This window comes from Flavobacterium sp. FlaQc-28 (assembly GCF_044007415.1).
Taxonomy (GTDB): Bacteria; Bacteroidota; Bacteroidia; order Flavobacteriales; family Flavobacteriaceae; genus Flavobacterium.
The window spans coordinates 274185-296644 of record NZ_JBIPCM010000002.1; the positions used below are offsets into that span (position 1 = coordinate 274185).

Here is a 22460-nt window from a genome sequence, read left to right on the forward strand (position 1 = left end):
TCACACAAGGAACTCCACAATCTAAATCGATAATTTTTGTCAAATCCCGAGTATGATTCCTTGTTCTTCGGAATTGACAAGATTATAGGCAATAGTAGAATTAAAAACGGTTTGATTCAGCAAAAATATAAGACAATTAAGAATTCCAATATTCTAGAACCTCAGAACCTTAGAATCTCAGACCCTCAGACCCTCAAGGTTTTAACCCCTTAGCCCCTCAGAAAAAAAATCTAACATCATTTTCAACGCATTTTCGGAATGCATTTTATCGCCGTTTTCAAGAGATTCTTGCGCTGCTTTAGAAGCTCTTTCACGCATATTCAATTCATAAAACGAAATGGCTTCTTGCAAGGTATTGTATTTATTAGAAGTTAAACATTCGCTTAATTCCAAAGCATCAAGCATCGCCATATTAGCACCTTCACCAGCAAAAGGAGGCATTACGTGTGCTGCATCGCCTATAATTGCGGCATTTGGTAAAGCTTCCCAAGTTTGATTTAAAGGCATACAATAAATAGGTCTCGGAATAAATGGCGTTGTGACGTTTTCGAATAATTCATACCAAATCGTATTCCATTCCGGATATTCATTTTTGAACCAATTTAGTATTTGTGTTTTGTCTGAATAATCTAAACCGCTGTCTGCAGTCCAGTTTTCATTGGCTCTAAAACTGGCGTAAAAACCAAGATCACCGCCGCCTTTTTGCCCAAGCAATATATTTTTGTTATTTCCAAAAGCCATAATTTTTCCGCCTTTGCATAACGAATCAATGTTAGGAACTGCTTTTTGAGAATCGTAAACATTGCCTTCAAGCATAGTTATGCCAGAGTAAATGGGTTTGATCGTTGTAATATAAGGACGTATTTTAGAATTTGCTCCATCAGAACCAATTACAACATCTGCATAAGCAGACGAACCATTTTTAAAATGCAGCAGCCAGCCGTTATTCTGTTTTTCCATCGAATCAAAATGACTGTTCCAAATTACCGTTTCGGGCTGTAAAGACTCTAATAGTATTTTTCGTAAAGTACCGCGATCAATTTCAGGACGAAAATATTCATTGTCAAAATCTTCGTCGCGATTGGTATCATGATCGCTAAAAAATACCGTTGCCTGCTCGTTTACGATAAGAGTTTTATCGGCACCGGGAAGAAAATTGTTTTTAAATTCTTCAAATAAATCAGCTTTTCGAATCGCGGCAAGTCCAGAATCGTTGTGTAAATCGAGCAGCGAACCTTGTACTCTTGCATTTTTATTCAAATCCCTTTCATAAACCTTTACATTTACATTTTGCAGCTGTAAAAGTCTTGCCAATGTTAGTCCGCCCGGACCGCCGCCTACAATGGCTACTTGTTTGTTTTGTAGTAACATCTCGTATAGTTTTAGTAATACGAGGCAAAATTATTGTTGTTTTAAGACCGATAATAGTATAAATCGGTCATCTTTATTTTTTAATAATTCGCTGGGAACAACGCCTGAGAATTTTTTAATTTCCTTTATAAAATGAGTTTGATCGGTAAAGTTTAACTCGGGAAAAAGTCTGCCTTTTGCAATATGCTGCAACGAAGCTTTGAAACGTAGAATTTTACAAAATGCATTTAAAGAAAGTCCAAATTGCTTATTAAAATATCGGTTTATTTCTCGGCTGCTCCAAGCTATTTTTTCTGAAAGTTCTTTTACTTTTATTTCGCCGTTTGAAGCATAAATAAGTTCAAAAATCTGTCGTTTTCTTTCGTCTATTGTATGTGGCAAAAGTTCTTTTAATTGCGCTGTTATTTTTTGCTGAAAAGCTTCAAAATCTTTCAAATCATCAGGATTAATATTCCAAAAGTCTTTTGGCAGTTCTTTGGCACTGTTTAAAATATCGGCAATCGAAGTCTGCAAAAGATATTCGACACCAAGCGGTTTAAAACTCACTTTAAACGCAATTGTGTGCGGCGGAATAACTCTTTCTTCGGGTATTGTTTCCAACCCGATTAATAGAATCTGAAAAGGCGCTTGATCGGATTGCAGAAAAAACAAATCGACTCTTCCGTCTGGCATTAAAACGACTTCTTTTGCTTTATCTGACGGATTGCAGAACATACCAATGTTTTCTACAAAGTCAGCAAGCGGCTCTTGTGGCAAAAGAAAATTATAATAGAAGTCGTTCATTTGAAATGAGTATTTAGCTGTAAAAACGCCAAGTTTTTGTTCAATGAATTTATAAAAAAAACTTGGCGTCTCAGCGGCTTTGCGTGAAAATTTCGCACTTGTATTAAAACTTATATTTCTTTGCTGAAGAGGTATAAAGTTTTCTAATTACACTTTCTTTCTTCTATCAGTAAGATATTTTCTAATAGGAGTATCGTATAAAACCATGGTCAAATAAGCGAAACCAAGCAAAAGAACCGTTCCTGCAACTATAATCAAAGTCAGCTCGCCAACTGCGGGTTTGTATTTGGTGTAATAACCTGCAAAAATCCACATTACAGCATAATGTGTCATGTATAAAGGATAGGATATTTTTCCGAAGAAAACACAAATTTTTCTAAAACCTTCAGTTAATGAAGCTCCAGCGCCTAATGCAATCAATAATGGGAAATAGAGTAAAACGACCAAAGGTTCTGTAAGCCAGTTCCAATCAGAAAACGGCATTACAAATGTTAACAGCAATAATACAGATAACCCAATAAATCCAAGTTTTGATTTAATAATCCAGTTTGAACGGTAAATGAGCATTCCTGCTAAAAAAGAAAACGAAATACGAGCGCAGCCATCCCAAAAAGTTTCTCCGCTCCATCCGCCCATCAACGAACCTCCTGCGCGATAACTAACAAAACAAATTCCTGCAGCGGCCAAAAGAGTTAATATAAAAAGCCATTTACGGCTTAATTTATGAAGGAAAAGCGCATAAAGAATATTAGCAATATATTCCCAAAACAAAGACCATGCAGGTGCATTTAAACCAAATATATTGAAATAGCGATCTGGCATTACAGGAAATGGAATTAGAAGCAGCGAAGTAACAAATAACAAAATTAATCTGCCAGTATCATAAGTTGCCGAATGACCGCTGAAAGGATCAAAAAGAAAGGCTAGAAAACCCAATACAGCACCAAAAACAACTAACGGATGTAATCGTATTAACCTAGATTTAAAGAACTCCTTAACACCCATTTTGCCAATACGATCGTTATAAGCGTAGGCGATAACAAATCCTGAGAGACAAAAGAAAAAGTCAACGGCTAAAAAACCGTGCGCAATAAAATTTTCTTTGGGCGGATAAACGATTTCCATAAAATGAAAAACTACGATTGCCAAAGCCGCAATTCCTCTTAAGCCGTCTAGGATTTCAAAATGTTGTTTGGTCTTTAAAATTTCGGTATCAGATTTTGTCATGTTAATAGGTAATTTTTTTTCGTGGTTTATAGATTAGATTTTTTAGCGTTTGCTTTTAGTAGTAGTTGTGATGCTTGTAAAATTGTTTTTTTAGTTATTCGCGATTTGAGTTTTTCTGCAAATTAAAAACCGTGCCTGCCGGATCCATAATCCAATGCATGTTTTCTGGAATTTCTTCAATTTCGTCGCAGGTTTCTACGCCATTTTGTTTTAAATAATCCGTCGCTTTTTCGACATCGGGAACCGTTAATTGCAGCCAAGTTTCAGAATGGGTGTAATTGTCTACACAATCCAGCCAAATGACATTATGACCAAATTTAACCGAATGTGTTTTTGAAACGGTCAGATTTGTTATAGCCACTTCTTTTACTTCTAGTTTTAAAATGTCACGATAAAAAGCTACAGTTTGATCGTATTTTTGCTTTGGAATTTTAATTGCGATATTTATTCCTGCTTCAAAATTTGTTTCCATAATTAAAATAGGTGTTAGAAAGTTACTGCTGGAACTTGATTTTATATGAATTTACAATCTCATTCGCAAAGATTGATTTTTTTTGTTAATAAACTAAAAAAAAGCTGCAGAAAATAATTTCCTGCAGCTTTCTTGATAAGCATTTGCTCTTGTATGTTGTTATATCTTAAAAATATCGATTTTTTTCATCCACGGAATTTGCGAATCTAAAAATTGAAGTTTTGTTTTTACAATTTGATCTGTTTTATCTCTAGGATTTTTGGTTACAAATCTCGCTTTCGAAGTATTAAAATCTAAAGTGTATTTTTCGTTAAGATCTTCTTTTTTGTTGGTAGAAAAGGTAACCATATTGTCTTTCACAGTCCATTTTCCTTTTCCATATTTGTTAGATTCTGGCGGAGTTCCGCCTTGTATTTTGGAATAGGAATGAAACTCAAAAGTGCCATCGGGATTTAAGCTCAGTTTGTATTCGATTATATGTTGTTTTCCGTCGTCCGAAAGTGAACGTGTATAATCGCCTGCAAATTGACTGGATTGTGCGAATAAAATCGAGTTGAAAATAAAAAGTAAAATGCTAAGTATTAGTTTCATTGGTTTTGGTTGTTTTAAAAACGAGTTAAAAAGTTTTTTTAAAAGTAATTCGTTTCTACTGAAAAACCTTACGTAAAGCCGTACTATTTTATAAAATAATATTGAGGCAGAAGGAAGTTATTTTTAAAGTCCGGAAAGTAATAAAGCCCAGCAGGACGATATGTTTATAGCATTTTTATTTTAAGATTTGGTTTTCATCGCTTTTATTAGTTTCTCATTACGTTTATCGGCTCTTGAATTCTGTAAAGAAATAACAGCCCAAATTGCTGCAGGAATCCAGCCAATTAAAGTTATTTGTAAGATTAGACAAATAATAGAAGTGAATATTTTTCCTCTCAAAAAGAAAGAAGCAAAGGGAAAGAAAATTGCAATTAGCGTCATGCTTTTTTGGTTTGTAAGTTTAATAATTTATAAGAAGAAAAAAACGCAAAGTCAATCTTGAAAGTTTTTGAGATTGCGCAGAGTTTCATTAGAACTCTTCGTGAAGCGAACAAAATAGTTTATTCATTCGAAACGCGAGGCAGCTCAAAATTAAATAAATCGCTAAGAGGTACTTCTAATGCTCGCGCAATTTTAAATATGGTACTAATAGTAGGATTTATTCGTACTGTTTCTATTCTGGCAATTTGTGATAATGTTATTTCAGAACGATAAGCAAGTTCTTCTTGTGATATACCTTTTTCAGAACGTATTTCTTTTAATCGCTTAGCAAGCAACTGTAAACCCTCTTCATCGAAGATTAATTTTCTAGTTTTAGTATTATTCTTTTCCACTTATCAAAAAGAAGATATAAATAAGAAAAATATTATAGCACATGTGCTATAATTTGTATATTTGCTCATATTTAAAGAATAAAATATTATGGAAAAAAATGCAATGGAAAATGAAGAGAAATTTAAAAAATTAATGCGTTACTATTTTAAAACGCTAAAATCGGCTAATAAAGAAAATGAGCAGTATGTTGCTAAAGTTGCGTTTTCAAGTTATTATGAACTTGGCTGCACTATTAATGAAATGTTGAAACTATGTATTTTAGGTGTAGAAAACGACGTACATAAAATTTCAGAAACAGATATAAGAACAACTATTAATCTGCCTTTAATTTTAGAAGTTGTGCACAAGCTTTTTCCTTTGAATGCATTTGAATTTCTGGATGAAATAGATGAAATGTTTCTTAAAAAAGTTCAAAATCTAGAAGAATAATTCTGTGTTGACAGTCGGCATTTATTTTTTAATATAGATTTCCCGAATTTTATTTCCGAACGCTTCCGTTTTTTTGACAGATTTTAACTTTGTCATTTTTTTATTCACCTTAAAGGCTCGGATAGTTGGAGTTTGCAAAGTCAAAATGCGTTCATTGTAGGTATAGGAACCAATAATTTTTGTTGGTTCAGCAAGGACATCGTTTTCAATGTCTTCGATCAAAGTATAAGTATTGTCTTGATTTAATTGAAGAGTAAAAATTTGTCCAAAACTAAAACCGTCATAAGCAGGATCTGTAAAATACCTATGCTCAAAATTTCCAATTGGTTTATCCTGCGCATTTGCAGCGACACAAAAAAATAAAAAAAGCAGTAGTGTTTTCAATATGTTTGTTTCTGTTAGTATTTATTGTCTCGCAGCGCAATCTCAAAAGTTTTCAGGATTAATTTTACGTTTCATTAGAACTTTTTAGAAAGGTTAAACAAGAAGGTAATTTTACAATTAAGATCAAATTTTAATTATGTGATTTCTTTTTTAAAAGGAATAGAATTATAAGAAGTGGAATAAAAGAATAATAAAAATACAACCCCAAAACAGCATCAATTTTTTGCGATTTAAGATCTGTTTTATCGTTATAAAAGACTTCATCGTTAAGCGTATTTCTAAGCACTTCGATTGTTTTTACATTTTGATTGTAAGTGTATGCTCCTATAATCACTGCTGAATTGATGTAAGCGCAATCTATTTCTTTTTTTGTTTTAGAATGCAATAAATTACCGCGAATTATGGTATGATCTTTTGAAGTAGATTTTCCTTGACTAGAAGAAACTTCACTCTGAACAAAAGCCGTGTCAACTACAAAAATATCTTTTTTGAGATATTTTTCGGGATTGCACAATGCTTTATAATTTTCAAAAGGTTTTTTGAAACTGCCTGCAATATCCTGATTTATAAAACCATGAACTAATTGAGTAGTTAATACAAGTACCGAAGTTACGAGATGCACTAATAATACGACCTTGATGACTTTATATTTTTTGAAAAACGGATGATTTTTTAGCTTCATTTGGAGACAATTCTGTACGCATATTTACAATTGGTGGCTGCTGTAAATAATGCTGAATTTGGAATGTTTTATATGGTTTGTTTGAAATCAGAAACCTTCGCAGAGCAAGGGAATCTTGTTTATTCGATTTTGAATTTGTTGATTTTTTTTCTAAACAATAAAAACTCTATTGTTGTAAGAAACAGATAAATTATTGAAAAAAGGGCAAGCTTTGTTAAAACAGTTACATTGTGTACGCGAATATCAATTAATAAATTAATAAGGATAAAAATGACACAAAATAATGGGATTCCTAAAAATGCCAAAAGTGACCAGTAGAAATTATTTCTAATTTTTTCTTTCAAATTTAGAAGAATTGCAAACGAAGAGATAATCATCGCAATAAAATATATAGCAGAAAAACCTAGATTTATTATGAGATCTAAAATCTGTAGAAATTTTTCAAAGGAATTTCCCTCGATCATCTTTGTTTCTGAAATCACAATTCTATAAATAAAAAATAATGAAATGCTTATCAGGAAATTAATAATCCAAAATCGAAATATAAGTTTTTTCATTTTTTTTGAGTTGCTAGTTTTATAAGAACTCTCTAGAGAGCTAGGGATTGGTTTGTTCACTTTGTAAATATAAAACAAAAGCTACATGATTTTGTAGCTTTTTATTTTGATGATTTTTTGTAGTACTGTTGCGGGTACAGATTACAAATACGCGCTAACGAACCGTAGAGATATATCTGCGCGATCGGGGAATATTAACAATTAAGCATAAAATTTGCATAAAAAATAAGATATTCGACAAGTGAAAAAATTAAATTATATATATTTGGAAATTATTTTAAAAAAAAAGGAGGCTGTCAGCCTCCTTTTCTGAATGTTTCTCAAATAGTTATACTATTTGTTTTTTATTGCTATAACTAATAGCAATAGAATCATCAAAGTGTTTTCCATGATGTTTAAGTTCGGGAAAATTAAATAAGACCAAAGTCAGAACGGCCATTCTGACTTTTTTTGTGCCTCCCATTTGGCACATTAATCTTATTACTCTTTTAAATATTTAAAAGAGCCTTTTAGTTCAATTTATTCCAAAAAAAAACGTTAACATAATGCTACAGCAATCCATCACAGATTGTGTAATATTATATTAACGTTTGTTTTTTTTAGCGTCTAGAAAAATACTGAAATCGTATAGATCCTCCTCGCTTAGAGCAAAGATATAAAATATTTTTAAAATTGTATTAAAAATATTTTATTTTAAAAATAGTTGATATTTTATCTATACAGGTTTAATATGTCCCGACTTCTACCTGCGCAAATGTCTCTGACTTTGCGCCATTTTTGCTATTGTTATTTTGAAAACAGAAACGTCTCAAAGTCTCTGACTTTATATTAAATATATTGCATTAATTATTTTTAGAACAATTAGTAAAAAGTCGGGAGACTTTTGAGTGGTTTTATGATTTATAAGAAACAAAAAAAACGCAAAGGCAGAGACATTTGTGTAGCGTTTCAGTTGAATACTTCGTGGAGCAGGGTGCTAGGTAGGGTAATTATTTTTTTGAATAGATCGGGAGATCCTATTAAAAAGCCTTAAGCCAATATCAGTTATCAACCATTTAGAGTAATCTTCAGAATCTTTTATGAACAAATCATAATCTAAGATTGTATTGAGGGTACTTGAAGATAGATGTTCTAAAGTAATTTTGCCATCGGAATTAATTATATCATAGAAAGTTTTTCTTGTTTTGGGTGATAAAGAACTATATATATGATCTACAAATAAATTTTTATCCTCAATGCTTTGTCCTATTCCTTTTCTTTGTGGGTGACGTGTTTGAATATTAATAATTGTATTGTTCGCTTGTGCTAATTTTAAATTTAATGAATCAATAGTAAGTTTATCAGCAATTGCTCGTTGAGAATTAGCTTCTTCTAAGGATGATATTTTTTCTATTAATTCCTGTTTACTTTTATTGCCACTCATTATATCATTAAGAACAACCTCTTGTTCGGCTAATAATTGCTTTTTTGTTACTTCGTGTCCTTTTTGAATGTAATTATTATCCATTCTATTTTTTTTAGTTTCTACGAGATCATTATCAATTTGAAGCATTATTTTAGGGATTAGTAATGTATAAAAAGTTGCAATAACCACGGGCCAAAATATTGCCCAAAAATTACAGTATTCATGGTTAATTATAATAATTTTATCTTCAATAGATGCTTTAGAAAAAAATAATAAAACTACTGGTCTCCAATTAAAAATAAGAAAAGACCATAAAAAAGCTCCTGAAATTGGAGTCTTTAATCTCTCCCTACTAGTATCGATAAAGTCTTTTATTAGATCTGCTATTGTCATTGATTTAGTTTTTTTTTGAAATTTGATATTGTTTATATTCTAGTACGGATCTTTATCTCTTGTCTATAAAGACTGTTTGTTTGTAAATATAAAAAAAGCTACATGATTTTTTGTAGCTTTTTGTTTTGATGATTTTTATTATGACTTACTGTTGCGGGCACGGATTACAAATTCGCGCTAACGAGCTGTAGAGATATATCTGCGCGATCTGGGGTGCTCGCTCAGTAGAAAGATTAGGATAATAATTATGGAAGTTCTGAATTAAATGTAAATTCCTCTAATTTATATAACCCAGATTGAATTATTTTATTTTTAAAACCTGCTTCTTCAATTTTTTTCTTTATTTCAATATATGTGTCTTTTGGAATTCGAGGGTCTACAACAATCTCTTCAAAACAGATATTTGGCTCAATTGAATATGAATAAATTTTATCTGAGGGCTCGCATTTATTATTATGATATACAATTCTAATTTCTTTTTCGTGAGTAAATGCTAGCCTTTTAAACATTAATGTAGATGCTTGATTCTTGCCTGATTGATCAAGAATAATATTGCTTATATCATTTTTAAGCAACTCAACCAATCTTTTTTTGTTATGGTATTCTACCTTTCCTACAAAAGAGCATACATTAATTAGTTCTTTATTAAATGGATTTAATTGGTTTTCTTGTGCAGAAAAAAGTGGTTCAAAAACCTTTCTAACTGTAGATTTTACTTTAATTCCAATATTGTCAAGTATCAATTTTTGAGTAGTTATATTTTTAATATGCTGTGAATAAATTCTCCACATTGCGTCACTTTCTTTCTTGTAACTCCAACATTGTCCAAAATATTGCTCACGAGATCCTATCGTAAAAGTTTCTCCAGAAGCTAATACACCAGTCGAGGTAAGTATGAAATTTTCAAAAGGATCTTCCCATAAAGATGTTTTAACAAGAACATTATTTTTTTTGGACATTAAATCTATAAATCTACCAAAAGGATATATTCTGTAAATATTTAAATCTAGATCTTTTTCATCAAGGTTAATAAGATTTTTTATCATTTTATAATATATTGATTATTAGTTTTTTACTATGCTTAATAGTGCGGTTTTTTTATTTTTTTAAGATAGAAGGGGAGTTTTTTCGTGATAATTTTTTATAGAGTGCCTTCACAATCGACTAAAGGAATTGTAATTTTTTAGATTAACGTTGTGTCTCTAATTATTTGATAAAATTCATTTTCAACTTTATCATCGGGAAGATTAATATAACAATGTTCGGTTCTTCTTATTCCATTTTTTTTAAAATCTATAGTCCAACCATTCTTTTTTTTGAATTTTGATATTGAATATTTTGTTTTGGAATTATGCCCAATCCAATTGTCATTATCTATTGAAATCCAGTCGATATTAAACTTTAGTTTATCTATAGATTGGCTATATTCTGTACAGTTTTGAAATCTTATTGCAGGATTTTTATGGATTGATTTATTTAATAACTTCAATATCTTTTCAGGAATATGTGGTAAATAATTTTTCGGTGGAAATAAATCTCGTTTTACAGCTTTTTTCCATTCTTCTATGCTGTTAAATGTGAAAGGTAATTTATTCGTGTTGTTAAGTAGCCTATAATGTGTTATACCAGTAGCATAAATATCACTCAGTTTATTCATTGGGTTGCCTTCGATTACTTCTAATGGTTGATGTGGTCTATAACCTAATAAATCACTTGGATCAGAATGATAATTTATTGCTAAACCAAAATCGGATAGTTTAGCTTCGTCATTATCTCCAAACATAATATTACCGGGTTTAATATCGCGATGTAAAACATTATTGTTATGGGCTTGTTCAAGACCTAATAGAGTTTGCTGAATTATTTTACAAGATTCTCTTACTGATATGAAACGTTTTTCAATATGTTTTTGAATAGAGCCTTTTGATAAATATTCCATTACAATAATTACGACTGGTTCTCCTTCAAATAAAGTTGCTCTAACATCTTTAACATCAACAATATGTTTGTGTCTGCAGATGTCTAAAGTTTGTCCTTCTTTAACTGCATTTACAAATTTCGTAGGGTCAGGTACCTTTATAACTTTAATAGCAATTTCTTTTTGTAAAAATGGATCATAACATCTATAAACATTACCAAATGCACCACTACCAATATGCTCTATTTCTTGGAATTTATCTATATTTCTACCTGTCATCATAATAAATTAAACCATGCTATCAAAACTGATTCTTTTGTTGCTTTATCCCAATATGGTGGATGCGTCCCCATTACAATATCTATATATTTAAAAACATCAGTTTTTTTAGGTTCTCCAAATTTCGTTGCATTTATAGCTTGACTCGAAAAGCTATTTATATAAATATTTCTTTTTTTAGCAATTAAATTTAAAATAGCTTGCGGATAGCATGAATTTTTAATTTGATCTAAAGTTTTTAAATTATTTGAAATTTTGTGCGAAATTTTGTCAGGATTATGTTTGTCTATAATTAATGATAATTTTGTTTCAAACCATTCCATTAATTCAGATATTTCCATATCATTTGGATAAACTATTTTGTTTTTTTCAATGATATTTGGAGGATTTGTATTGTCTTCTAACAAACAATATCTAAGATCATTTTTTGTAAAATTAAAACCTATACTTTTCATTTTATTTAAGATTTGTTTTTTATTTATTTTGAGATGATTTTTAATACATTATTCTAAAACATTTGTATATATCATTGTGGGAATTTCAGATAAAAGAAAACTGATTAAAATATGTCCAAATATAATTTCTTTAAATTCTTAAACCTTATGGAAAACCGTAATGATGTTATGAATAAAATAAAACGAGGTCACTTTAAGATAAACGCTAATCTAAAATAAAAACAAACATCGTATTAAATTTTAAATTTACCACTAAGTAAAAACACCTGATTTTTTAAAAGAAAAAGTATCAAAATCCTTCTCAAAATTCCCAAAAAATAACCACTAGAATTTTCCACAAAAATTTTGTAATTTTGCAGTCCAATAAAAGGAATTAGAAAATGTTAGATAGACTTCAATATGTAAAGCAGCGTTTTGATGAGATTTCGGATTTGATTATTCAGCCGGATGTTATTGCTGATCAAAAACGTTATGTGCAACTCAACCAAGAATATAAAAGCATAAAAGCTTTGGTTGAAAAGAGAGAAGAATACATTCTTGTTTTAGCAAATATTGACGAAGCAAACGAAATTATTGCTGACGGAAGCGATGCAGATATGGTTGAAATGGCCAAAATGCAGCTAGACGAAGCAAAAGAGCGCTTGCCGCAGCTGGAGGAGGAAATCAAATTTATGTTGATTCCTAAAGATCCTGAAGATGCTAAAAATGTAATGGTGGAGATTCGTGCCGGAACGGGTGGGGATGAAGCTAGTATTTTTGCAGGGGATTTATTTAGAATGTATACGAAATACTGCGAAGCACAAGGATGGAGAACATCTGTTGTGGATATGAACGAAGGAACTTCCGGAGGTTTCAAAGAGGTTATTTTTGAAGTTTCGGGAGAAGATGTTTACGGAACTTTGAAGTTTGAAGCTGGTGTTCACCGTGTACAACGTGTTCCGCAGACTGAAACACAAGGTCGTGTGCATACATCGGCAGCTACTGTTATGGTTTTGCCAGAAGCAGAAGAATTTGATGTTCAGATTGATATGAACGATGTTCGTGTAGATTTCTTCTGTTCGTCTGGACCTGGAGGACAATCTGTAAATACTACGAAATCGGCAGTACGTTTAACGCACATTCCAACAGGATTAGTGGCGCAATGTCAAGATCAGAAATCGCAGCATAAAAATAAAGATAAAGCGTTAACGGTTTTACGTTCTCGTTTGTACGAAATGGAATTGGCTAAAAAAGAAGCTGAAGACGCTACAAAACGTACATCTCAGGTTAGTTCTGGAGACCGTTCGGCTAAAATTCGTACCTACAACTATGCGCAAGGTCGTGTAACCGATCACCGTGTTGGTTTAACACTTTACGATTTAGGAAATATCATGAATGGTGATATTCATAAAATTGTTGCCGAGCTTCAGTTGGTGAACAATATGGAGAAATTGAAAGAGGCTTCAGAAGTTTTCTAAGGTTCTGAGGTACTAAGATGCTGAGGTTCTAAGGTTTTTTACGCTTAGGGGCAAAGGAGCAGAGATACAAAGGCTCAAAGGTTTTCTTTGAATTTATACTATATTAAAAGTCGAACATTTGTTCGGCTTTTTTTTGTTTATGATCGTGATGATTCTAGACAAAGGATATAAATATAGCCAATGGTTTCAACCATTGGAACGCAATGTATTTACAAATTATTTTTCACAACCCATTTTCAAAAAACATTTCCCGTAATACATTTTCCGAAATAGTTTTCATAGTTTCAGGCATGAGTACTATTTTGGTTTTTATTAATTCTAAGAAAAATCTTAAAACCTTTGAGTCTCTGCATCTTTGCCTCTTTGTTCCTTAGAAAAAAAGTTTTTTTTTAACATTTTTCTTTTAATATTTGTGTGCCTTTTCAACCATAAAAGGCATAACTAACCAATTGTTTAAAACTAATTTATGAAGAGAACTTTACTATTATTTTGCTTCTTTGGAAGCTTTTTTTATGCCCAAGGGCAATCGTATTTTGGATTTCGGGATGATAATTATGCGGGAATTCATGGGGTACTATTTAATCCGTCGGCTGTTGTCGATTCTAAATACCAAGTTGATATTAACGTGTTTTCGGCTAGTGCAACTGGACAGAATGACTTATATGGAGTTAATTTTGCCGAGGTTTTAGATGGCAGTTTTGATTTGCAAAGAGACGGAAAGAAGAATATTAAAACGAATAATAAAGGGAATTTCAATGTCGATATTTTAGGTCCGTCGGTTATGTTCAATATTACGCCAGCTCACAGCGTTGCGCTTTTTACGCGTGTACGAAGTGTAACCAATGTTGTCGATGTAAATGGCGAACTTGTTGATGAGGTAAATAAAGATCTAGATGTTTCAAATAGTTTTTTAATAACAGGAGGAAATCCAAATGCTGTTACCAATTCATGGGCAGAGATTGGCGCTAGTTACGGTACGGTTTTGCTTGATGATGAGGAACATTTTGTAAAAGGCGGTATTACGCTGAAATATTTGATGGCGGGAGTAAATGGCTATATTAACGGAAGTAATTTGAGTGTTGCTTTTAATAAAAATGATGTAAATCCGGCTTTGAGCGAATATTACTCAACGGGAACATTAAAAACGGCTGCAAGTTATGATTATCAAAATGGTAATGATCCTAAGTTTGACGGAAGTTCGGCTGGCGTTGGCGTTGATTTAGGATTTACATATGAATATCGTACCAATTGCCATACTTGCAGAGGAAATCGATATAAGTTTAAAGCTGCAGTTTCTGTAACTGATATTGGAAAGCTTAATTACAAAAATATGATCGAAAACACCTACGATTTGTCAGGAAGAGTTACGCAGGATGATATTGATAATGCCGATAATATTTTTGAGTTTTTTGATGCCAATTATGTAAAAACGGCAACAAGAAAAGGGATGCAGGCTAATTTACCAACTGCTTTGCACACCAATTTTGACTGGAATATTAATAACAAATTTTATCTGAATTTAAGCGGCGATTTTGGATTGGTTGATGCTAAAAAAACAAACGGAACTGCAATTGCTAATTCGGTTACATTTACGCCTAGATTTGAAGATGGAAAATATAGTTTTTACGTTCCTGTGACTTGGATGGAATATGGCGGAACGCAAGTTGGAACTGGTTTTAGAGCCGGCCCGTTGTTTATTGGATCAGGATCTTTAATCAGCAATTTGTTTTCAAACAATTCCAAAGGCTGTAATCTTTATGTAGGCTTGAAATTTCCTATTTATCAAAATTATAACTAAAGGGGCTGAGGTACTGAGATGCTGAGGTTCTGAGGTTTTTTTTGATTGAGTTGCAAAGGTGCAAAGGTGCAGAGGCGCAAAGGCTTTTCTTTGAGTCTGTAAATAGTTAAGCCGAACTGATGTTCGGCTTTTTTTGTGATAAATGATTAACCCTGATTATATATTGCTAATGGTTTGTAATACGGTTATAATTTATTTGCTTACATGTATTTTAGAGAATAAAAAAGCGCGAGTTTCACTTTTGTGAAACTCGCGCTTTTGGGTTAAGATAAGTTTAAGTTTTTAAGAAGAAAAACTTAAAACCTCAGTCCCGAAAATTCGGGATAGAATCTTAGTACCTTAGAACCTCAGAATCTTAGCACCTTAACTATAGTGATGTATTAACCGTTTAATCGTTTGTTATAACTTGAAACGTATAAACAAGTTAGATACCTAAAAATACTCTTGTAAATTCAAAATATTTATATAGGGTAGAGTAGATGTTCATACTATTTTTGATTACTATTTCATTTAACTTTTCCATTATCATAGTATGTAGTTAAACAATCACTCTTTATGATGATTCATTATGTCATGATTCCTCTTTTGTTGTTTCGCGTGAGGGTTCATGCGGTTTCGAAACTAAATTGGTTACAACAAGCTGCAACAATGATCCGAAGATGTTTTTAAATGTCGAAGGGGTTTTTCCTACCACTAGTTTTTTGGCCAGAAAACCAATTCCAATACTAATTGCAGATTGTGCCAAATGACTTTTAAAACCAATTGTTTCATTGATTTCTTCGACCGTATTCCGAATTAGATTAATAGGTTTCAAGTTATCTTTAATATCCTCGATTTCTTCTTTAATCAAATCCCATTCAGTGTCTTGTCGGTTTTCGAGCTGTTTAATTTTCTGATTCAATTCGTCAATAGTATAAATAGCCTCCATAGTAGTCTTTTTTAGTTATCAATCGAATAAAATCAGTTTTTAGTTTCTTTTAGAATACTGGAAACAATTGTGTTTCCAATTGGAGTTTTAATTAAGGTATGGTGCATTCTATGAATTACAATGGCGATAATTAAATAAAAAAGCGCCATAATAAAAAAGCCATAATAATATTCTCCAAGTTCTTTTCCAATCCACAAACTAATACCAATGTTAAGAAACAAGGAAAAAAATGCAACAACAACCGCAACCGCAATCTTTGATGTGAGTGTTGAAACAACATCGGCCACAGACGATACCGTTTTAAGTTTTAGTAATTCTAAACTTGTTTTGGTATAATTTTCGGCTTTCTCATAAAGATTTAGATCTTCATTTGTTGTTGCATTTGGTTCCATGATAGTGGTATTTATGGTTTGAAAGAATCACTTTTTAGTAATTTGTTTTTACAGATTTAGCTTCGTCTTTAAGCGCATTAAAGTCTTCTTTTGCTTCATTAAACTTTGCTTTTCCTTCTTGAATAATTTCTTTACCGTTTGAAGTGATTGTGTGTACAACGCCGTCAAACTTATGTTTGAGATTATCGCCGTAGTCTCTTGATTTATCTTTGATTTTTTTTCTGGTATTTGAGCCTTTATCTGGTGCAAATAATACTCCTAATAATGCTCCTGCTGCTGCAGCTCCAACAATTCCTAAAATGGTGTTACTCGTTTTCATAATAATTGAATTTTAGTGATTAATATATTTAATTTAAAAAGGGTTCATTTTTTACGTTTCCAGCCTTTAAAAAGTCTTTAGTATTAGATTTATCTTCATTATTAAAATAGCTGCCAATAAATTGGTTAACCATTATTTTATTTCTTTTTTCAGGTTTAGCTCCGTTTCTCTTAAAAGATCAAATTGTTCGGGCAAATAGGTCAATACTAATTTTAAAATTGTTTTATCGTTAGTTTGTTTAGAGATCGATTCCAGTAATTCGATTTGTTCTTCTAAATATTCTTTCATAGAATTTAGATAAACAGCATCAAAATCAAAAGCATTTACGTTAACTAGATTGTAAGCGTCTCTTCGATGCGGCGCATCTATTTCAGATATAATAATGAGTCTTTTAGTAGCCAATTCATTTACATCTTCTAATAACCGATTTTGCTGCGTTTCGATTTTTAAACTTAAAATTACTATTGAACTTTCTGAACTTTTTTGTTGTGCAATCTTACTTTTTGAAATAATTGCTTTACTTACATTTGCAGTAGCTATAAAAAAAAAGGCTTCTGTTTCTTCCTTTTCATTTTTTGCAAAAGTTTCATTTTTCTTTAGTGTCGTTTCAATTGGATTATTTTTTTTGCATGATGAAACACAAATGATAATCAAAAAAATACACACTTTAAAAAATGCTCCCTTTAGTATAGGTATTGCTCTCATTATTACTTCATAAAGTATTATATTACAAAGTTGGCGATGAATGGCGTATTTTGCTTTACAGCATAAAAAAGAAACGTTATATAATTCCCATAAAGAAATTATATAACGTTATTTTACAATGTTTTATGATGCGGTTTGTAAAGAATTAATCGGGAAGAAAAATGGTAAAAACCGAGCCTTTATCCGGCTCGCTGTCCGCCATAATAAAGCCTTTATGATTGTCGACAATTTTTTTGCAGATAGCCAGTCCAATTCCAGTTCCCGGATAATCTGTTTTGGAATGTAAACGTTGAAATAATATAAAAATCGTGTCTTTAAATTGAGGATCAAATCCCATTCCGTTATCTGTGAAAGTAATTTTATGGTATTTTTTTACATTTTGATCCAACAATTCAGGATAATCTTCAGAAAGTACTTTAGTGCTTTCAATTACAATTTCGGGTACAACATTAGGTTTGCTGTACTTTAATGAATTTCCAATTAAATTGATAAAAAGCTGTTCTATTTGATACGGAATCACAGACAACTTAGGCAGTTTTGAAACTGTAATAACCGCTTTTTTATCCTCAATAATTTCTGTTAATTCAGCTTCAGCATTTTGAAGCAATTCATTTAACTGCGATTTTATAAATTCTTTTTTCGTAGTATTTGTTCTCGAAAATAAAAGAAGATCATCAATTAAAACGCGCATTCTTTTAGCCGAAATCTGAATTTTAGTAATATAATCGTTGGCACTTTGCGACATTACAGCTTTATCAGCATCAGAAATTCTCGAAATAAAAGTTTGTATTTTTCTTAACGGTTCCTGCAAATCATGACTCGCAACATGGTTAAAAGAGGCTAGTTCTTTATTGCTTTTTTCTAATTCGTGATTGCGTTCCTGCAATTCTATATTAAGCAGATGCTCATCAGTAATATCAAAATTAATTCCCAGTAAAATTTTGCTTCCCTGTTGATCCGTTAATAATTTTCCTGTTGATTTAAAATATCGAACTTCGCGGCTTGGAAGCAATATTTTATAATAAACAAAAGGAAGTCGTCCGCTGTTTATAATGCCTTCAATAGATTTAGCAACCGTTTCTTTATCATCTGGATGAACAAAATTTAAAAAAGTATCTTTTTCAGGTACAAATGAACCTGGCTCGTAACCTAATAAGCGAAATTGGTTATCAGAATAATCAATTTTATTAGAGTCTAAATCCCATTGCCATGTACTGAATTTACCAATAGTTTCAGATTGTGCGATTAAACCGCTGGAAATTAAAAGTTTTTTATTGAAAATTTTCAAACGCTCGAAATCTTTGCTTATTTGTCTGTATGCCAATAAAATAAAGCTCATAGCGACTAAAAATAAGGAAATAGAAAAAAGCGGACTTAACGATATTTCGGCGTCATAGATTTTCAGCCTTTTGTTTAAGTATTTTTTCTCCATATCATTCATTTCGTCAACCTTAAAACGAATGTTTTCCATCAGGATTCGGCCGCCAAACATATGATTGTCAAGTCTGCGTTTGTCATATGTTTTAGGATCGCTGTATTTTAAACAGTTTTCAAACGAAACAAAACGCTGAATAATTAACTTAAAAAGTTTGCGAAGGTTTTCTTGTTGAACAGGATTATCAGCCGTTAATTTTCGCAAGGTGATAAAGGAAGTGTTTACTTTATCACGTGAATAAATATAAGGCGTTAAAAATCGTGCATTTCTGGTAATAATATAACCTCGCTGACCCGTTTCGGCGTCTTTGATCGCCGACATTAAACGCTCCAGCTGAATATTTATCTCGTAAGTATGCATAACAAGCTTACTCGATTCGTTTAAATCTTGATTGTGCTTGTATGCAATAGAGGATAGAAATAACAGAATGAAAACTGCGATTACAAAAATAACTCTCAAAGAGTTTGAAGAATTAAAATTTGGTATCCATTTCATTGATCTACAATTATTTTAGACGCAGTAAAAAATTATCACGATTTAATCCTGATGTATGATAGTGCCAGTTTACAGTCACAACTTCATTAATTATTTTTTTAAGCGTATTAAAATCGCTTGGTTTTTTAATGTAAATATTGGCGCCTTGAATAAAAGTATCTTCAATATCTTCTTCAGATGATGAAGTCGAATAAATGGCAATAATAATGTTTTTAAGATGTTCTGTTTTTTTGATTTCGATCAAACATTCTTTTCCTGTTTTTTTAGGCATATTCAAATCGAGAAATAAAATATCAGGAATTTTAGTGTCTGGGTTCATTAAATGATCCATTAACTGCATTCCGTCATGAACAAAATTTACATTAGTTTGTACTTTTACTTCTTCAAAAGCATCCTTAAAAAAAAGACGATCATCTTCATCATCATCTGCGAGTAAAATATATAATGCGTTTTGCATTTTTATGTGGTATTTAGTTTTGTTTTAAATTTTCTCTTCGTTTCTTAATTATTCGCTGAAAAGCCGATGGCGTAATGCCGGTTGTGTTTTTAAACTGTGTGCTTAAATGGGCAACACTTGAATAGTTTAATAAGAACGCGATTTCTGTCAAGCTCATTTCGTTAATAATAATTAACTGTTTTGCTCTTTCAATTTTTTGTAAAATGATGAAGTTTTCAATAGAAGAATAAGTTACTTCAGAGAAAACGTTCGATAAATAGCCGTAACTATGATTTAGTTTTTCTGCTAAGAAAACGGAACTTTTATAATTGTTATTGTCTTCCATGAAAACAAGCTCAATTATAGCATCTTTAATTTTTTGAACTAAAACACTCTTTTGATTTTCAACAACTTCAAATCCGCAAGGGCTTAAATTGTTTTTTAAAGCTTCGAGTGCATCAGAATCTAGACTATCGTCAACCTCAATTTCTCCAAAACCTAAAGTAGTAAAATTTATATTTTGCTGCTCGAGATTTTGCTTCAGATAAAGAGAGCAAATGGTGTTAATGTCAAACTTTATAAACAGTTTCATTTTATACAAATTTGGTTAAAGATAATTAATTTATTTTGGCTTATAGTCTTTCTTACTCGTTGTATTAAGGAAATATTAACGTATAAAAACCAAATTTTCAAAAAAATACCGTCTAATATTTTGCTACTAGACGGTACTTCTGATCGAATAAGAAAGTTTCATAATTCTGACAGGATTTGATAAAATTCTTTTTTTCCTGTATTTGCTAAAGTTTTTTGGTACGTCGCAACTTTTATCTTTAGCAAAAATTAAATCATTAACCGTCAGAAAAGCTTTTACAGCTTTAGATTCTGTTTTATTCAACCAAGCCTTTTTTATTTTTGTAAATAGAATGTGGGGTCCCTTTTACATGGTAAAGTTGCGTATTAATGTTGAATTTTGTGTTACATTTATTTTGATAATCGTTGCATAATTCACATTTCAAGCTTTTTTTAAACTTGATAACGGCGCAGAATCCAAGCCATTTTTTCATGTTCCTGTAATAAGTTCGTCACAAAATCTGCAGAGCCGGCATCATTGGCTTCGTCTTCAAAAATCGGAATATAAGCTCGAAATTCAGTTACCAATTGTTCGTGATTTTCTAACAGTTCCTCTAGCATTTGTTTTTGCGAAGCGTACTCCTTTGGAGATTCTTTTAGTGTAGAGTTTTCAATAAACTCTTTCATGGTTCCAATTGTTTTTTCGCCCAGCTGACTGATGCGTTCTGCAACTTCGTCGATTTGAGCTTCTAAAATACGGTATTGCTCTTCAAACAATTGGTGCAATTCCATAAAACTATTTCCCGAAATGTTCCAATGAAATTTTCTGGTTTTTACATAAAGAATCATTTCATTAGATAATATAGTCGCTAATATACTTGTGCTCTTTTTTAAATTTCGTGTAGATATTCCAATATTCGGGGTCATAAGTATCTGTTTTTTAGAGTTCCTTTCAAATTTAAAAAGAAGCGATTCTTTTTTCTTACATAATTTTTTGCAGTTGTTATATGAATTCAATGTTAATTAGATAATAGGACAATTAGAAAATTAGATAATTAAAATTTGAAACTTTAAGCAATTACATTGTCGCCCTGAGCGAAGTCGAAGGGCGAAACGTGAAGTTTTTTTGCTGCGAGTTGTACAAATTTTATTGACCAAAATTCTATTCGTGAAATTTGTGAAATTCGTGGCAAAGAATTAACCTGAAACTTCAAACCTAAAACCTGAAACAAAAACTAATATTATTTGTAATTTTGCTGCACTATTAAAATATAATATGACAACACAACAACTACACGAACAAATTCTTCAAAAAAAATCATTTTTATGCGTTGGCTTAGATCCAGATTTAACTAAAATGCCGCCGCATCTATTAGAAACAGAAGATCCAATTTTTGAATTTAATAAAGCGATAATCGATGCGACTCATGATTTAACGGTGGGTTACAAACCAAATACTGCTTTTTTTGAAGCATACGGAATAAAAGGATGGATGTCGCTGCAAAAAACAATTAATTACATTAACGAAAATTATCCTGAAATTTTTACAATTGCCGATGCTAAACGCGGCGACATTGGAAACACTTCGAGTATGTATGCTAAAGCTTTTTTTGAAGACTTAAATTTTGATAGTGTAACTGTTGCTCCTTATATGGGAAAAGATTCTGTTGAGCCGTTTCTAGCTTTCGAAAATAAACATACTATTATGTTGGCTTTAACTTCTAACGAAGGTGCATTCGATTTTCAGACTTTAAATACAAACGGAACAGAATTATACAAACAAGTTTTAGAAACTTCTAAAACATGGAAAAATAGTGAAAATTTAATGTACGTTGTAGGCGCAACAAAAGCTGAATATTTTGCCGATATTAGAAAAATTGTTCCAGACAGCTTTTTGTTAGTTCCTGGAATTGGCGCTCAAGGCGGAAGTTTGTCTGAAGTATGTAAATACGGAATGAACGATAAAATAGGTTTATTGGTAAACTCGGCAAGAGCAATTATTTACGCTTCAAAAGGAACCGATTTTGCTGAAAAGGCTAGAGAAGAAGCTTTATCTGTTCAAAAAGAAATGGAAAATATTATTAATGCTAAGTTTTAAATAACTTTATAAATAGATTAACCGCAAAGTTCGCTAAGGTTTTTCGCAAGGTTCGCAAGGAAAATAACTTTGTGTTCTTAGCGTAAATCTTTGCGAACTTTGCGGTT

25 protein-coding genes are annotated in these 22460 nt (G+C 31.6%); 4 read left to right on the plus strand and 21 right to left on the minus strand.

Annotated features, from left to right (window positions below):
• Positions 1-201 precede the first annotated feature (201 nt).
• The 7 genes from ACHRVL_RS07055 to ACHRVL_RS07085 form a co-directional block, all read right to left on the minus strand.
• Entirely contained in the window at positions 202-1371 is a 1170-nt protein-coding gene (locus ACHRVL_RS07055) for an FAD-dependent oxidoreductase (protein WP_395411450.1), read from the minus strand.
• Positions 1372-1401: 30 nt separating this feature from the next.
• Positions 1402-2154 (minus strand): helix-turn-helix domain-containing protein, encoded by a 753-nt coding sequence (locus tag ACHRVL_RS07060; RefSeq protein ID WP_395411452.1) that lies wholly within the window; start codon positions 2152-2154, stop codon positions 1402-1404.
• A gap of 147 nt (positions 2155-2301) precedes the next feature.
• A complete protein-coding gene (locus ACHRVL_RS07065) occupies positions 2302-3381 on the minus strand; it encodes an acyltransferase family protein (protein ID WP_395411453.1) in 1080 nt (359 codons plus the stop codon).
• Positions 3382-3475: 94 nt separating this feature from the next.
• Complete coding sequence (locus ACHRVL_RS07070) at positions 3476-3853, minus strand: VOC family protein (protein ID WP_395411455.1); 378 nt, start codon at positions 3851-3853, stop codon at positions 3476-3478.
• 159 nt (positions 3854-4012) lie between these two features.
• Positions 4013-4444: a hypothetical protein gene (locus tag ACHRVL_RS07075; RefSeq protein WP_395411456.1), complete on the minus strand. Its 432-nt coding sequence runs from the start codon at positions 4442-4444 to the stop codon at positions 4013-4015.
• A gap of 180 nt (positions 4445-4624) precedes the next feature.
• On the minus strand, positions 4625-4825 hold the full coding sequence (locus ACHRVL_RS07080) for a YqaE/Pmp3 family membrane protein (RefSeq protein ID WP_089055210.1): 201 nt from the start codon (positions 4823-4825) through the stop codon (positions 4625-4627).
• A 119-nt stretch (positions 4826-4944) separates the two neighbouring features.
• Positions 4945-5217 carry a helix-turn-helix transcriptional regulator gene (locus tag ACHRVL_RS07085; RefSeq protein WP_395411457.1) on the minus strand — a complete coding sequence of 91 codons (273 nt, stop codon included), beginning with the start codon at positions 5215-5217 and terminating at the stop codon, positions 4945-4947.
• Positions 5218-5305: 88 nt separating this feature from the next.
• On the opposite strand from ACHRVL_RS07085, the gene ACHRVL_RS07090 reads away from it, so the two are divergent.
• Entirely contained in the window at positions 5306-5647 is a 342-nt protein-coding gene (locus ACHRVL_RS07090) for a hypothetical protein (RefSeq protein WP_395411460.1), read from the plus strand.
• Positions 5648-5668: 21 nt separating this feature from the next.
• Here the strand turns inward: ACHRVL_RS07090 and ACHRVL_RS07095 are convergent, their stop codons facing one another.
• The 6 genes from ACHRVL_RS07095 to ACHRVL_RS07120 form a co-directional block, all read right to left on the minus strand.
• A complete protein-coding gene (locus ACHRVL_RS07095) occupies positions 5669-6031 on the minus strand; it encodes a hypothetical protein (protein WP_395411461.1) in 363 nt (120 codons plus the stop codon).
• Between the two features lie 130 nt (positions 6032-6161).
• The gene (locus tag ACHRVL_RS07100) at positions 6162-6713 is read right to left on the minus strand and encodes a hypothetical protein (RefSeq protein ID WP_395411463.1); all 552 of its coding nucleotides are present in this window, start codon (positions 6711-6713) and stop codon (positions 6162-6164) included.
• Between the two features lie 1533 nt (positions 6714-8246).
• A complete protein-coding gene (locus ACHRVL_RS07105) occupies positions 8247-9068 on the minus strand; it encodes a hypothetical protein (protein WP_395411465.1) in 822 nt (273 codons plus the stop codon).
• Positions 9069-9313: 245 nt separating this feature from the next.
• On the minus strand, positions 9314-10114 hold the full coding sequence (locus ACHRVL_RS07110; protein ID WP_395411466.1) for a hypothetical protein: 801 nt from the start codon (positions 10112-10114) through the stop codon (positions 9314-9316).
• Positions 10115-10251: 137 nt separating this feature from the next.
• A complete protein-coding gene (locus ACHRVL_RS07115; RefSeq protein WP_395411468.1) occupies positions 10252-11268 on the minus strand; it encodes a serine/threonine-protein kinase in 1017 nt (338 codons plus the stop codon).
• Complete coding sequence (locus ACHRVL_RS07120) at positions 11265-11720, minus strand: hypothetical protein (protein ID WP_395411470.1); 456 nt, start codon at positions 11718-11720, stop codon at positions 11265-11267. The genes ACHRVL_RS07115 and ACHRVL_RS07120 overlap by 4 nt, the downstream gene beginning before the upstream one ends.
• A 380-nt stretch (positions 11721-12100) precedes the next feature.
• Between ACHRVL_RS07120 and prfA the strand changes: the two genes are divergently transcribed.
• Both prfA and ACHRVL_RS07130 read left to right on the plus strand, forming a co-directional pair.
• The gene (gene prfA / locus ACHRVL_RS07125; protein WP_395411473.1) at positions 12101-13177 is read left to right on the plus strand and encodes a peptide chain release factor 1; all 1077 of its coding nucleotides are present in this window, start codon (positions 12101-12103) and stop codon (positions 13175-13177) included.
• A gap of 466 nt (positions 13178-13643) precedes the next feature.
• On the plus strand, positions 13644-14975 hold the full coding sequence (locus tag ACHRVL_RS07130; RefSeq protein ID WP_395411474.1) for a DUF5723 family protein: 1332 nt from the start codon (positions 13644-13646) through the stop codon (positions 14973-14975).
• Positions 14976-15546: 571 nt separating this feature from the next.
• On the opposite strand, the gene ACHRVL_RS07135 is transcribed toward ACHRVL_RS07130, so the two are convergent.
• From ACHRVL_RS07135 to ACHRVL_RS07170, 8 genes are all read right to left on the minus strand, one after another.
• Entirely contained in the window at positions 15547-15903 is a 357-nt protein-coding gene (locus tag ACHRVL_RS07135) for a hypothetical protein (RefSeq protein ID WP_395411475.1), read from the minus strand.
• A gap of 32 nt (positions 15904-15935) precedes the next feature.
• Entirely contained in the window at positions 15936-16295 is a 360-nt protein-coding gene (locus ACHRVL_RS07140) for a hypothetical protein (RefSeq protein WP_395411477.1), read from the minus strand.
• A 34-nt stretch (positions 16296-16329) separates the two neighbouring features.
• Positions 16330-16614 (minus strand): YtxH domain-containing protein, encoded by a 285-nt coding sequence (locus tag ACHRVL_RS07145; RefSeq protein WP_089055197.1) that lies wholly within the window; start codon positions 16612-16614, stop codon positions 16330-16332.
• A gap of 132 nt (positions 16615-16746) precedes the next feature.
• Complete coding sequence (locus ACHRVL_RS07150; RefSeq protein WP_395411479.1) at positions 16747-17268, minus strand: DUF4142 domain-containing protein; 522 nt, start codon at positions 17266-17268, stop codon at positions 16747-16749.
• A 196-nt stretch (positions 17269-17464) separates the two neighbouring features.
• The gene (locus ACHRVL_RS07155) at positions 17465-19249 is read right to left on the minus strand and encodes a CHASE3 domain-containing protein (protein WP_089055195.1); all 1785 of its coding nucleotides are present in this window, start codon (positions 19247-19249) and stop codon (positions 17465-17467) included.
• Between the two features lie 10 nt (positions 19250-19259).
• The gene (locus tag ACHRVL_RS07160; RefSeq protein ID WP_395411480.1) at positions 19260-19706 is read right to left on the minus strand and encodes a response regulator; all 447 of its coding nucleotides are present in this window, start codon (positions 19704-19706) and stop codon (positions 19260-19262) included.
• 13 nt (positions 19707-19719) lie between these two features.
• Complete coding sequence (locus ACHRVL_RS07165) at positions 19720-20277, minus strand: AraC family transcriptional regulator (protein WP_089055193.1); 558 nt, start codon at positions 20275-20277, stop codon at positions 19720-19722.
• A gap of 431 nt (positions 20278-20708) precedes the next feature.
• Complete coding sequence (locus tag ACHRVL_RS07170) at positions 20709-21182, minus strand: Dps family protein (protein WP_395411482.1); 474 nt, start codon at positions 21180-21182, stop codon at positions 20709-20711.
• A gap of 349 nt (positions 21183-21531) precedes the next feature.
• On the opposite strand from ACHRVL_RS07170, the gene pyrF reads away from it, so the two are divergent.
• Entirely contained in the window at positions 21532-22353 is an 822-nt protein-coding gene (gene pyrF, locus ACHRVL_RS07175) for an orotidine-5'-phosphate decarboxylase (RefSeq protein WP_089055191.1), read from the plus strand.
• Positions 22354-22460 lie beyond the last annotated feature (107 nt).